The sequence below is a fragment of the Allobosea sp. Root670 genome, assembly GCF_001429415.1.
Lineage (GTDB): Bacteria > Pseudomonadota > Alphaproteobacteria > Rhizobiales > Beijerinckiaceae > Allobosea > Allobosea robiniae.
Map to the genome: position 1 here is coordinate 61352 of NZ_LMJU01000005.1, position 12917 is coordinate 74268.

General features: G+C 68.0%; 10 protein-coding genes. 7 read left to right on the forward strand and 3 right to left on the reverse strand.

What is annotated here, in order from left to right; genetic code table 11:
• Positions 1–41 precede the first annotated feature (41 nt).
• Genes ASE61_RS08430 through ASE61_RS08455 form a run of 7 tightly spaced genes read left to right on the forward strand, consistent with a single transcriptional unit; the run spans position 42 to position 8610 of the window.
• Positions 42–3449, forward strand: a complete 3408-nt coding sequence (locus ASE61_RS08430) for an acyl-[ACP]--phospholipid O-acyltransferase (RefSeq protein WP_061966482.1) — start codon at positions 42–44, stop codon at positions 3447–3449.
• Entirely contained in the window at positions 3449–4411 is a 963-nt protein-coding gene (locus ASE61_RS08435; protein WP_061966450.1) for a hypothetical protein, read from the forward strand. Before ASE61_RS08430 ends, ASE61_RS08435 begins: the two co-directional genes overlap by 1 nt.
• On the forward strand, positions 4408–5289 hold the full coding sequence (locus ASE61_RS08440; RefSeq protein WP_061966451.1) for a ThiF family adenylyltransferase: 882 nt from the start codon (positions 4408–4410) through the stop codon (positions 5287–5289). The genes ASE61_RS08435 and ASE61_RS08440 overlap by 4 nt, the downstream gene beginning before the upstream one ends.
• Complete coding sequence (locus tag ASE61_RS08445; protein WP_061966452.1) at positions 5286–6506, forward strand: hypothetical protein; 1221 nt, start codon at positions 5286–5288, stop codon at positions 6504–6506. The genes ASE61_RS08440 and ASE61_RS08445 overlap by 4 nt, the downstream gene beginning before the upstream one ends.
• Positions 6503–7324, forward strand: coding sequence for a GNAT family N-acetyltransferase (locus ASE61_RS08450; RefSeq protein WP_244492761.1), 822 nt, complete (start codon positions 6503–6505; stop codon positions 7322–7324). Before ASE61_RS08445 ends, ASE61_RS08450 begins: the two co-directional genes overlap by 4 nt.
• A complete protein-coding gene (locus ASE61_RS27070; RefSeq protein ID WP_244492762.1) occupies positions 7321–7617 on the forward strand; it encodes a hypothetical protein in 297 nt (98 codons plus the stop codon). The genes ASE61_RS08450 and ASE61_RS27070 overlap by 4 nt, the downstream gene beginning before the upstream one ends.
• A 3-nt stretch (positions 7618–7620) precedes the next feature.
• Positions 7621–8610: a hypothetical protein gene (locus ASE61_RS08455; RefSeq protein ID WP_244492763.1), complete on the forward strand. Its 990-nt coding sequence runs from the start codon at positions 7621–7623 to the stop codon at positions 8608–8610.
• An 11-nt stretch (positions 8611–8621) separates the two neighbouring features.
• Here the strand turns inward: ASE61_RS08455 and ASE61_RS08460 are convergent, their stop codons facing one another.
• The 3 genes from ASE61_RS08460 to ASE61_RS08470 all read right to left on the reverse strand — a co-directional run bounded on the left by ASE61_RS08460 (position 8622) and on the right by ASE61_RS08470 (position 12915).
• On the reverse strand, positions 8622–8936 hold the full coding sequence (locus tag ASE61_RS08460; RefSeq protein WP_061966453.1) for a hypothetical protein: 315 nt from the start codon (positions 8934–8936) through the stop codon (positions 8622–8624).
• A gap of 605 nt (positions 8937–9541) precedes the next feature.
• On the reverse strand, positions 9542–11122 hold the full coding sequence (locus tag ASE61_RS08465; RefSeq protein WP_061966454.1) for a sulfite reductase subunit alpha: 1581 nt from the start codon (positions 11120–11122) through the stop codon (positions 9542–9544).
• Positions 11119–12915, reverse strand: a complete 1797-nt coding sequence (locus ASE61_RS08470; protein WP_061966455.1) for a NirA family protein — start codon at positions 12913–12915, stop codon at positions 11119–11121. The genes ASE61_RS08465 and ASE61_RS08470 overlap by 4 nt, the downstream gene beginning before the upstream one ends.
• Between the last annotated feature and the right edge of the window lie 2 nt (positions 12916–12917).

The window sequence follows — 12917 nt, forward strand, 5'->3', positions numbered from 1 at the left end:
CGGGGGCGATGCGAACCTTCCTCGAACCGCGCGAGTGCATGATGTTCGACACCTTGATGCTGAAACGGCGCTTCGCGCCGCTGTTCTGGGCGCAGTTCTTCTCCGCCTTCAACGACAATTTCCTCAAGAACGCGCTGGTCTTCATCATCCTCTACCGGCTCGCCGGTTCGCATGGGGAAGCGCTGGTGACGCTGGCCGGCGGGCTCTTCATTCTGCCCTTCTTCCTGCTCTCCGGCATCGGCGGCCAGATGGCCGACCGCTTCGACAAGGCAATGATGGCGCAGCGCCTGAAGCTCGCCGAGATCGGCGCGGCCGGCGTCGCGGCGCTCGGCTTCACGCTGCATTCCGTGCCGATGCTGTTCGCTGCGCTCTTCCTGTTCGGCGTCATCGCGGCTTTGTTCGGGCCGATCAAATACGGCATCCTGCCGGATCACCTGAAGCGTGAGGAACTGCCGGCCGGCAACGCGCTGATCGAAGGCGCGACCTTCATCGCGATCCTGCTCGGCACCATCGCCGGCGGCCTGACGGCACGCGAGGGTGGCGATGCGGCGCAACTCAGCCTGCTGATCATGGTCTTCGCACTCGCCTGCTGGGTCTCGACCCTGTTCATCCCCAAGACCGGCGCGGCCGCGCCCGATCTCGCGATCGACCGCAACATCCTGCGCTCGACCCGCGACCTCCTGAAAGACCTCTGGGCCGATGCGCGGCTCTGGCGCACCGGCGTGATGGTCTCGCTCTTCTGGTTGATCGGCGCCGTCGTGATGGCGCTGCTGCCGGCGCTGGTGAAGAACGGCATGGGCGGCACCGAGATGGTCGTCTCCGCCTATCTCGCCACCTTCGCGATCGCGATCGCCGTCGGTTCCGGCATCGGCTCCTTCCTGGCGAGCGGGCGCATCGTGCTCCTGCCCGTGCCGGTCGCCGGCATCGTCATGGGCCTGTTCGCGCTCGATCTCGGCTGGGCCGTGTCCGGCGTCATCGCGCATCAGCCGGCGCAGGATATAGGCGTCTTCTTCGGCGGTTCTCCCGCCTGGCGCGTCGGCATCGACCTCGCCGGCCTCGCCATCGCCGGCGGCATCTTCATCGTGCCGTCCTTCGCCGCGACCCAGGCCTGGGCGCCGGCCGAGAAACGCGCCCGCATCGTCGCCGCCGTCAACGTGCTCTCGGCTGCCTTCATGGTCGCTGGCGCGGCGGTCGTCGCCCTGCTGCAGGCTGCGGGCCTGACGCTCAGCCATCTCTTCATGCTGATCGGCGTCCTGACCATCGCGGCTTCCGTCTGGATTTTCCGGACGCTGCCGACCAATCCGCTCAGCGATTTCCTCTCGATCCTGTTCCGCGCCTTCTACCGCGTCGAGGTCACCGGCCGCGAGAACATTGCCAAGGCCGGCGACAACGCCATCATCGCGCTGAACCATGTCTCCTTCCTCGATGCCGCGCTGGCGCTCTCGATCCTCGACAAGGAGCCGGTCTTCGCCATCGACCATGGCATCGCCCAGCGTTGGTGGGTAAAACCCTTCCTGAAGCTGACACGGGCGATGCCGCTCGATCCGTCACGCCCACTGGCGACGCGCTCGCTGATCAACGCGGTCAAGAACGGCGAGAGCCTGGTGATCTTCCCGGAAGGGCGCCTCACCGTCACCGGCAGCCTGATGAAGGTCTATGACGGCGTCGGCATGATCGCCGAGAAATCCGGCGTGCCGATCGTGCCGGTCCGCATCGAGGGGCTGGAAGCGACGATCTTCTCGCGCCTGACCCGCGAGCAGGTCCGCCGCCGCTGGTTCCCCAAGGTGCGCGTCACCGTGCTCGATCCGGTCTCGCTGACCGTGCCCGACGAGCTCAAGGGCAAGCCGCGCCGCCAGGCTGCGGGCGCCGCGCTCTACCAGATCATGTCGGACCTGATCTTCAAGACCACCGTTATCGACCGCAGCGTCTTCGAGGCTGTCGCCGAGGCCGCGAAGCTCAACGGCAAGGGCCGTGTCGCGGTCGAGGACCCGATCACGGGCACGCTGACCTACAAGCGCCTCCTGATCGGCGCCGAGGTGCTCGGCCGCAAGCTGATGCCGCTGGCGGCAAAGGGCGACGCGATCGGCGTGATGTTGCCCAATGCCAATGGCGCGGCGGTGACGCTGCTCGGCCTGATGTCGGCGGCGCGCGTGCCGGCGATGATCAACTTCACGGCCGGCGCCGGCAATATCGCCGCCGCTTGCAAGGCCGCGCAGGTGAGGACCATCGTGACCTCCCGCGCCTTCGTCGAGAAGGGCCGGATGGGGCCCCTGATTGAGGCGCTCTCCGCCGACGTGAAGATTGTCTATCTCGAAGACGTCCGCGCCACCGTCTCGACCGGCGACAAGCTCAAAGCGCTCTGGCGCCATGGCCATGCGATCGAGCAGGCGAAGGGCTCGGACCGCGCCGCAATCCTGTTCACCTCGGGCTCGGAAGGCGCCCCCAAGGGCGTCGTGCTCAGCAACAGCAATATGCTGGCCAATGCGGCGCAGGCGGCGGCCCGCATCGATTTCGGCCGGCGCGACAAGGTCTTCAACGTGCTGCCGGTCTTCCACTCCTTCGGCCTGACGGCGGGGCTGATCCTGCCGCTGGTCTCGGGCGTGCCGGTCTATCTCTATCCCTCGCCGCTGCATTACCGGATGGTACCGGAACTGGTCTACGGTTCGAATGCGACGATCCTGTTCGGCACCGACACCTTCCTCACCGGCTATGCCCGCGCCGCGCACCCCTACGATCTGCGCTCGCTGCGCTACATCGTGGCCGGCGCCGAGCCGGTGAAGGACACGACGCGGCGGACCTATGCCGAGAAATTCGGCCTGCGCATTCTCGAAGGCTATGGCGTCACCGAGACCGCGCCGGTGCTGGCGCTGAACACGCCGATGTTCAACCGCTTCGGCACGGTCGGCCGGATCATGCCGGGCATGGAAGCCAGGCTCGAGCCGATGCCGGGCGTCGAGGAGGGCGGTCGCCTGCATGTCCGCGGCCCCAACATCATGCTGGGCTATCTCAAATCGGAGAACCCCGGTGTGCTGGAGCCGCCGCCCGAAGGCTGGCACGATACCGGCGACATCGTCGTGATCGACAAGGACGGCTTCGTCACCATCAAGGGCCGGGCCAAGCGCTTCGCCAAGATTGCGGGTGAGATGGTCTCGCTCGCCGCGGTCGAGGCGCTCGCCGCCGAATGCTGGCCGGGCGTGCTCTCCGGCGTCGCGAGCCTCCCCGATGCCCGCAAGGGCGAGCGGCTGGTGCTGGTGACGCAGCAAAAGGACGCGACGCGCGCGGCCTTCCAGGCCTTCGCCAAGGCCAGGGGCGCGGCGGACCTGATGATCCCGGCCGAGGTCGTGGTGGTGCCGGCCGTGCCGGTGCTCGGTTCCGGCAAGCTCGACTTCGCGGGCATCACCAGGCTGGTCAAGGAACGGGTTGCGGCGCCCGCCCCGGTGGAGGCCTGATGCTCGGCTTCTGGCTGAAGGCGCTGACCCGGCCGACGCTGGACCTGAGGCTGACCACCGCGCCGGGCCAGCAGACCCGCATCATCGAGCGGCCCGGCGCCGTGCTCGACGATGCGGAACTCGCCGCGCTGGTCGAGCAGTTGCGCACGGTCGCGGGCCGGACGCTGGCGCAGGGCGCGTTGACCTATGGCGTCTTCTCCGGCGAGCGCGAGCGCCTGAGCCAGAGCATCGTCACCCTGATCAGCGAGACGGCGACCGGCCGGCCGATCGCCTTCAATGCGCTGGCGCAGATGCCGCTCACGCTCGCGGGCGAGCCCGAGCAGGTCACCCATCTCGGCCTCGTCATGGTCGATCCCGAGGTACGCGGGCGCGGTCTGTCCTGGGTGCTCTACGGCCTGACCGTGCTGGTGCTGTTCGTGCGCGGAGGTTTGCGACCGCGCTGGATCTCCAACGTCACGCAGGTGCCGAGCGTCGTCGGCATGGTCTGCGAGACCTTTTCGGAGGTCTATCCCTCGCCCGATCCGGGCAGCCGCCAGAGCTTTGCGCATCTCTCGCTCGCGCGGCAGATCATGCGCGATCACCGCCATGTCTTCGGCGTTGGCCCCGAAGCCGGCTTCGACGAGAGCCACTCGATCATCACCGATGCCTATACCGGCGGCTCGGACGACCTGAAGAAGAGCTTCGAACAGGCGACACATCACCGCGAGGAGCGCTACAACGCATTCTGCCGCGAGAAGCTCGATTACGGCCGCGGCGACGACGTGCTCCAGCTCGGCCGCATGGATTTAGCCGCGGCGCGGAGCTACCTGCTCGGCCAGGTGCCACGTTCATCGCTGCCGGGACTGCTCGGCGCTTCGGCCTTCCTGCTGGTACAGCGCCTCCTGCTGCCGCTGGTGCATTGGCTCGACGATAGCCGCCGTTTCGGTACGCTGCGTCCGCGCACGGCAAGGACGAAACCATGATCCCCGGCTTCAGCTACGAGCTTTTCGCCACCCGCAATATCGGCTTCGTCTCGGAGGCCGAGCAGGCGAAACTCAGGCAGGCGACGATCTTCGTCTGCGGGGTCGGCGGCATGGGCGGGGCGGCCTTCATGGCTCTGGTCCGAGCTGGGGTCGGCCGCTTCGTCATCGCCGATATCGACGTCTTCGAGATATCGAACCTAAACCGGCAGGTCTTCGCCAATGCCGGCACCATCGGCCGGCCGAAGGCCGAAGCGGCGGCCGAGGCTGCGCGCGCGATCAACCCGGAAATCGAGATCGAGGTGCTTGGCGCCGAATGGGTCGAGCGCCTGCCGGAGATCGCCCGTCGCTGTCCGGTGATCGTCAATGGTATGGACGACATTGCGGCCGGCTTGCATCTCTACCGCACGGCCAAGATCGCGGGCGCGACCGTCATCGACGCCTATATGGCGCCTTTGCCCTCCGTGATCGTGGTGCGCCCCGGCGATCTGCGTCCCGAAGAGCGCCTGGGCTTCCCGACGCTCAGTAAGGACTGGCGGACGCTATCGGATGATGACAAGCGCGCGGCCATGCTCTGCGAGGTCACGCATGTCATGCTGCATTCGCGCTCGCGCCATCATGTCGATCTCGCGATCGCCGGCGAGGTCGCTGCCGGGCGGCGCAGCCGCATGTCCTTCGCGCCGATGGTCATCACCACCGGCATGATGATGGCCTATGAGGCGATCGCGCTCACGCTGGACCGGCGCACCGGTACCGATTGCCGAGGCTGGTTCTTCAATCCCTACCGGCCGGCGGTGGAGCGGCCCTGGCCGGCCCCGGTCGCGGCGCTGCTGAAGCCCTTCGTGGCGCGCGCGCTGGCCAAGATGGTCTCTGGGCCATGACCGGCGGCTTCGCCAACCCAGGCTTGGTGGCGGATTCGATCGTCGATCTCTGTGGCGCGCTCGGGCTCGCGGTGGCCATGGCGACCCTGCGCCGACGCGATCCGCGTGGCGCGCTGGCCCGGCGCTTCCTTGTCGCGATGGGGCTGGTCGCGGCGCTCTTCCTGCTGCGGGCGCTGGGCTGGTGGAGCGGCAGCGTGCTGCTCGGGCGGCTGGCGCTCGCTTGCGCCGCACTGTTCCCGCTCGGTGCGCTGACCGTCACTGAGGGTATGCTGCGGCGGCATGCGCCGCGCCCGGTCAAGATCGCAGTGCTTGCCGGCTCGCTCCTGCTGGTTCTCGCCGGTCTCCTCGGCTTCGACGAGCCGGGCCGGACCTATGATCTGGCGCTGGCCGGCTTCCAGCTCCTGACCATCGCCTTCTGCGGGCTCCTGCTGTTCCGGCGGGATCAGGCCTCGCTGACCGTGTCCGAGAACACCAGTGTCTGGCGACTTGGGCTTTGCGCTTTCCTGATCCTGCCCTTCGCGCTCAGCGATTTTCGCGAGTTGCTGCCGGGTCTGCCGGTGAGGCTCGGCGGCGTCGGTGCCCTGCTGCTGGTCTCGATCCTGCTGGTGACCGGCGGGGCCGCTCCGGCGCGGCGGCAGCGATTTGCGATGCTCAGCTTGCGCGTCGTCGCTGCGCTGCTCCTGGGCTTGGCGGCGGCGCTCGTGACGCCCGATGCCGGCTTCGCCCATGCCGCGCGGCTCTGTGCCGTCGCGCTCGCCGGCGTGCTCGCCATCGCCTTGGCTGTCGATGCCTTGTCGAGCGCTTTCGATGCGGAAGCGCCCGGAATCCTCGATTCCCTTGCTCGGTCGCGAGCGCAGACGCGGGAAGCCTTGATCGCCCAGCTCGCCACGCATCCCTTGTTCGGCAGTGCGCGCCGGCTCGATGAAGCCGGACTCGCCGATTATGACCCGGCGATCCTGCGGCCGGCCTTGCATGGCATCGGTGTGCTGCACGCCTCCGGGCGCGGCTGGCCCTGGCCGGCGACCGATCCGGCTGCCGAGCGATTGGCGGCGCTGATGGCCTCCCATGCCGCGAGCCATCTGCTCGTGCTCGGCGAAGCGCCGCTCGACCTGCTGCTAGTGACCGTGCCGGTGGTCTCTGCCGATCCGGCGACCGAGACGGCACTGGCCTTGGTGCGCCGCTTGCTGGCAACCGCACCGAGCGAGGCAGCCGCATGATCGAGATCTGCAGCAACGACCGCAAGGCGGCCTTCGTCGTCACCGCCAACGCCTATCCGCCCGATAGTTCTTATGTCCCGCCGATGTGGTCCGATTTCGATCGCATGCTCGATCCTGCCCGGAATCCGCTGGTGACGCAGGGCCATGGCCGTTTCGAGCTGTTCACCGCGCTGCGCGATGGCCGACCCCTCGGCCGCATCGTCGCGGCGATCCATGACGCCTCCAACACCAGGCACGGCACTCTGCGCGCGCAGTTCGGCTATTTCGACTGCGCTGATGATCCCGAGATTGCTGCGGCCCTACTCGGCTCGGCGGAGAATTGGGCGCGCGAGCGCGGCATGGCCGAACTCGTCGGCAACTTCAATCTGACCGCGATGCAGCAAGCCGGTGTCGTCACCGGCGGCTTCGACAACGCGCCCTTCACCGACATGCTCTGGAGCCCGCCGTATATCGCGCGCCTGCTCGAAGCGAACGGTTATGCCCCGACCTTCCCGATGACGACCTTCCGGATCGATCTCGCCGATATCGATCCGCGCGGTCTGCTCGGGCCGAAGCAGCAGGAGATCCTCGCCGATCCCGATTATCGCTGGATGCCGATCGACCGCCGCCATTTCGCGGAGCGCCTGGAGGATTCCCGCCTCATCCTCAATGACGGCTTCGACGACAACCCGATGTTCGTGCCACCGACTGCGGAGGAATATCGCTTCCAGGCCGGCGACATGATGTGGGTGATCGACAAGCGCATCTCGACCGTCGTCCACCACAAGGGCGAGCCGGTCGGCGCAATCATCGCCATCCCCGATCTCAACCCGCTGTGAAGGCGACCGGCGGGCGAATGGGCCTGAGCTTTCCCTTCCGATTCCTGCAGCATCGCTGGACGAATCGGCGCGCGGTCATCGTCTACCAGTCGGTCAGCCGCGCCTTCCACAATCGCGGCCTCAATGGGGCGATGCTGTTCAAGGTAGCGAGCGCGCTCAAGGAGGCCGGCTATACGGAGCTCGGCGGCACCTGGATCGCCGACGTCAACGGACCGAGCTTGCGCCAGGCCGAGAAGGCCGGTGCCAAACCGCTGCATCGGCTGCATCTCTTCGCGAAGTCCTTGCGAGATTGAGCGATGCTCGATAGCGACCTGTTCGAGACGCTGATCGCCGAAGCCAGCCTGGCGCCAAGCGTCCACAACATCCAGCCGACGCGCTGGCGCCTGCTCGCGGCCGACACGGTGCTCGTCCTGGAGGATGGCGAGAGGCGCCTGCCGGCAGGGGACCCGACCGGCCACGATGTCCGGCTTTCGCATGGCGCGGCGATCGAAGGATTGTCGCTGGCCTGTGGCGGACATAGCCTCCGGATCGCGCGTATGGAGCTGGGCGATGGCTCGGATGAGGTCTCGGGGCTGCGCGTGATCGCCCGTCTGACGCTTGGCCCCGGCGGGGCGGCGGACCCGCTCGCCTCGGCTGTCGCAGGCCGACGCTCCTGGCGCGGTCGCTTTCTGCCGGCCGATGCCGATCTACAGGAAGCTCTTCAAAAGCTGGCGTTTGGACCCGATCTCCTGGTTGTCCCACCAGGCCTCGCCGTCGCGGAGATCGCGGAGCTGGCGGACCGCGCCGGCTTCCATTTCCTGTGCGAAGATGCGCATCGGCGTGAGCTGCTCGCCTGGATGCGGTTGTCGCGCCACGATCCGCGCTATGGCCGCGACGGCCTCAATGCGGAGGCGATGGCGCTGGGCAGCGTCGAGGCGATGGGAGCATCCCTCGTGCTCGGGCCCTTGTTCCCGCTGCTGAAGCGCCTCGGCCTCGCCGAGCCGCTGACGCGGGAGCGCGCGAAGACGGCATCGGGCGCGATCGCGCTGTTTCACCGGCCGCTGGGCGAGGACCCGCTGGAGACGGGCCGTGCCTTATACCGGGCCTGGCTCGCGATGGCGGCGCAGGGGCTCGGCGCCTGCCCGATCTCGGTGCTTGCCGACTGGCCGGTCAGCAATGCCGCCCTCGTCGCGCGCCATCCGTTGCCGGCCGGGCGCAGGCTCGTCAACGTCTTCCGGCTGGGTCGGGTGCCGCCGGACGCCGCTTTGCATCGCGCGCGATTGCCCATCACCGAGCTGATTGTCTGACCGCGGCGGACTCAATCCCGCTTGCGCCAGGCCCGGAAGCGGTTGAGCGCACGGACGCACCAGAGCGCGAAGCGCGCCATCGGCCGCTGCAGGAACGGCACGTCGGCTGCGAGCAGGAGCAGGCCGAGCGGCAGCATCCACAGCCCCAGCAACGGCAGGAACGAGAATACGCCTCCGGCGATGAGGGCGATGCCGGCGGGGATGCGGACCAGCCGCGAGCGGGGATGGCGCAGCCATCTCAGGGCCGCCGCCATCCGGGTCGGCAATTCCTGCTCGATATGCCGGAAGGCACGACGCAGTTCCTGTTTGGCTGATAAAGCTTGCATGACCTTGTATTCATCGCGCCACGGAGCGGAGGCGCGGCTTTGCAGGAAGCAGCTAACGGACGACGTGGCCGTGCCTGCGCCCATTCCGGGGCGTGCGGCATGAGCAATCGTCGCCCAGAGCGGCCGGTCGTCGGAGCGTGCATTGGCGCGATGCCGTTTGGCAATGACGCCCGAGTCCGCTCGTCCGGTCGGCCCTGCGATAGAGCCTGGCCGGGGATGGTTCGTACGGGCGCAGAGCATTGGCGCCGGAGCCAATGGCTGGCCCGGCGCCGGGAATGCCGCCCTGGCTCGAATGCAATCGGATATCCGGGACATGGTCGGTGATCGACGGCGGCCCCAGGCCTTGCCGCGGCCCGCCCGGATACAAGGGGGCATTGCCGGGCGTCGCGTCGAACTGGGCATGGGCGGGCAGCGAGAGCAGCATGGCCAGCAGAGCCGCCATCGCAGCGATAAGATTGCGCATCGTGCCGTGCCGGTTCTCCCGCATCGATGCACTCTACCAGCGTTCCCGCCGATCTTCCACCGCCTCCGACCGGACGACGGTCAGGATCGCGGGGCGCTGCGGCGCCAGCCTAGCCCTTTGATGGCGTTGAGAGCATGAACCTCTAATAGACATCAGCCTGATAGCGGCCGGCCTTCCGCAGCGCGGCGACATAGGCGATCGCGTCCTCGGCGGAGCGCCCGCCATGCGTCACGACGACGTCGACCAGGGCCCGCTCGACATCCCGGGCCATCCGCTTGGCATCGCCACAGACGTAGAAATGCGCGCCTTGCTCGAGCCATGACCAGAGTTCGCTGCCGCGCTCGCGCATGCGATCCTGAACATAGATTTTCTCGCCATCGCGCGACCAGGCGAGCGTCAGGTTGGTGAGGAAGCCGGCATCCTTCATCGCCTGCAATTCGTCTTCGTAGAAGAAGTCGCAGGCACGCCGCTGATGGCCGAAGAACAGCCAGTTGCGGCCGGGCGCCCTGGTCGCCTGCCGTTCGTGCAGGAAGGCGCGGAACGGCGCGACGCCCGTGCCCGGGCCGCACATGATCACCGGCGTCGCCGGATCGGCCGGCAGGCCGAAGCCGTGGGCGCGCTGGACATAGATCGGCACCTTGTCACCGGGGCGCACGCGCTCGGCGAGGAAGGTCGAGGCCACGCCCCAGCGCGGGCGCGAGCCGACCTTGTAACGCACGGCATCGACCGTTAGCGAGATCCGGCCGGGGGTCGCGTTGTGCGAGGAGGAGATCGAATAGAGCCGCGGCTGGAGCGGATCGAGCGCCTCGACGAAGGCCTCGGCCGAAAGCCGTGCCTGGGAGAACTTGTGCAACGCCCCGAGCACGTCGAGCCGGTCGAGATCGCCATCCGGATCCTCACCGGCAGCGAGGCGCCTGGCCTTGGCCCGGGTCTCCCCGCCGGTGACATAGGAGATGAGCTGGAACAGGGCGTCGGGCGCGGGACCGAGCGCGCAATCCTCCATGAGCTTCTCGCGCAGGGGCTTGCCGCCGATCTCTGCATCCGGCCGCGCGCCCAGGAGGGCGATCACGGCATCGGCCAGGCGGGCATCGTTCTGCGCGAGGATGCCGAAGGCATCGCCGACGACGTAATCGAGGCCGCATTCCGAGAGGTCGAATTCGACATGCCAGGTCTCCTTCTCGGAGCCTTCGCCGTTGAGTTTGCGGCGCGAGAGGAAGGTCGCGAGTGCCGGGTTCTCGCGGCAGCGCCCTTTCGGCCCGGGCTCTGCCGCCGGCGCGGTCTCGATGGGAGCGCTCGCGGCGGCAGCGGCGGGCTCCTCCATCAGCGCCTTGACCTGGCGAAGCGTCTCCTTGCCGCCCGGTGCACAGAGATTGAGCCGGCTTTCGGCGCCTGACGCGATGGCGGCGGAGTAGCTTTCACAGACATAGCCGCATTGCCCGCAATCCTGCTGGGCCATGGCGGCGTAGAGCTTGCGTGGCAGCGGCCTGCCTTCGGCCAGCTTGATGCGCTCGGTCATCTCCAGCGACGGGTCGTGCCAGGGCGCGCCATCCTCGGCCTCGGCCAGGACGGCTGCATTCTCGGCCGGTGACAGAGCGGTCACGCCGGCATTGTCGAGCGACAGCAGCCCGGCGAAGAAGCCGTTCAGCCAGGAGCGCTGCTCGTCGCTGAAGGGCGCGGTTTCCGGCAGGACCTGGACGATCGGGCTCGCGCTCTGGACGGTCATGCCGCATCCCCGATCTGCTCGACCATGGCCTGCAGCGCCGTGATCTCGTGGCGGCGGGCGAAGGCGACGAAGCTTTCGTCGGGTGCGGCGCGATGTGCCTGCCAGCTCCGCAGGATCGCCTCGACCAGGGTCGGCGCATCCTCCGCCTTCACGTTGGTCCGGAATTCGCGGCCCATGCCGCCCTCGACGCCGAAGCCGCCGCCGACGAAGACATGGTAGCCGGGCACGGTGTCGCCCTCGTCATTGACCGGAATCTTGACGCCGATCAGCCCGAGATCGCCGATATAGTGCTGGGCGCAGGAGTTGTGGCAGCCGGTCAGGTGGATATTGACGGCCGTGTCGAGCGTGATGCGCGGCTCGCAATGGGCGGCGATGGCGAGCGCATCCTCCTTGGTATGGGCGCCGGCGAACTTGCAGCCGGTCGCGCCGGTGCAGGCGATCAGCCCGGCGCGCAGCACCGAGGTTTCGGCGGAGAGGCCGATGGCCTGCAGATGGGCGAGCACGTCCTCGACCTTCGCATCGGGCACGCCCGAGATCAGCAGGTTCTGCCAGACGGTGAGGCGGATATCGCCATCACCACATCCTTGCGCAATCGACGCGATGACGCGCATCTGCTGGACCGTGAGCTTGCCGACGGGCAGCGCCACGCCGATCCAGTTCAGGCCGGCCTGGGTCTGCGCGTGGACGCCGATATGGGCAAGCCGGTCATAAGAAGGGCGTGGCTTGACGAAGGCGCCGTCGAGCCGGATCAGGCGGCGGCCGAGCTTCTCCTCGACAGCGGCGAGAAATGCGTCGAAGCCCCAGGCATCGAGCACGTATTTGAGGCGGGACTTGTTGCGGTCCGTGCGGTTTCCGTTGGCGATGAAGACGCGGATGATCGCATCGGCGATCGCAATCGCATCGGATGGGGCGACGATGACGCCGGTGTCGCGCGCAAGGTCCCTGTGGCCGGTGATGCCGCCGAGCGCGAGGCGATACCAGATGCCGGGCGCGACCGGCTGCTCCTCGAACGCCGCCCCGTCCATGACCTCGATGGCCTGGAAGCCGATATCGTTGGTGTCCTCCAGCGTCGCGACCGAGCCGGCGCCGTCGAAGGCGACGTTGAACTTGCGCGGCAGCCCGTAGAGCGAGCGGTCGTTCAGGATGTGATGGTGCCAGGCGCGGGCATGCGGGCGGGTGTCGAGCAGTTCGAGCGGGTCGATGCCGGCGGTCGCCGATCCCGTGATGTTGCGGATGTTGTCGGCGCCCGAGCCCTTCGCGGTCAGGCCGAGATCGGTGAGCCCTTCCAGCAGAAGCGGTGCGTTCTCGGCGGCGATCTCGCGGATCTGGAGATTGGCGCGGGTGGTGACATGGCTGTAGCCGCCGCCGAAGTGCTCCGCGAGATCGGCGACGCCGGCGAACTGCCAGGCCGTGAGGATGCCGTTGGGGATGCGCAGCCGGCACATATAGCTGTTCTGTGCCGGCGCCACGTAGAACAGGCCGTGATAGCGCCAGCGGAAATTGTCCTCGGGCTTGGGATAGGTGCCCGACGCGGCCTGATCCTTGAAACGGGCATAGGCGTCGAATGGATGCTCGGCCGCCTTCCACTTCTCCTGATCGACGAGCTTGCCACCAGCCGCGACCGTCCTGGCCTGCGCCTCGGCATGCTCCCTGTCGGGGCCATCAGGCTTGGCCGGGGCGCTGCCCGGCGCGCCGCCGAGCGGGCCGAGGCCGCGCGCCGTGCGGGCCGACTGCATGCCGCTGACGAAGCCTTCGAGATAGCGCTTCTGGTCGGGTGTGAAATCGTCGCTCATGG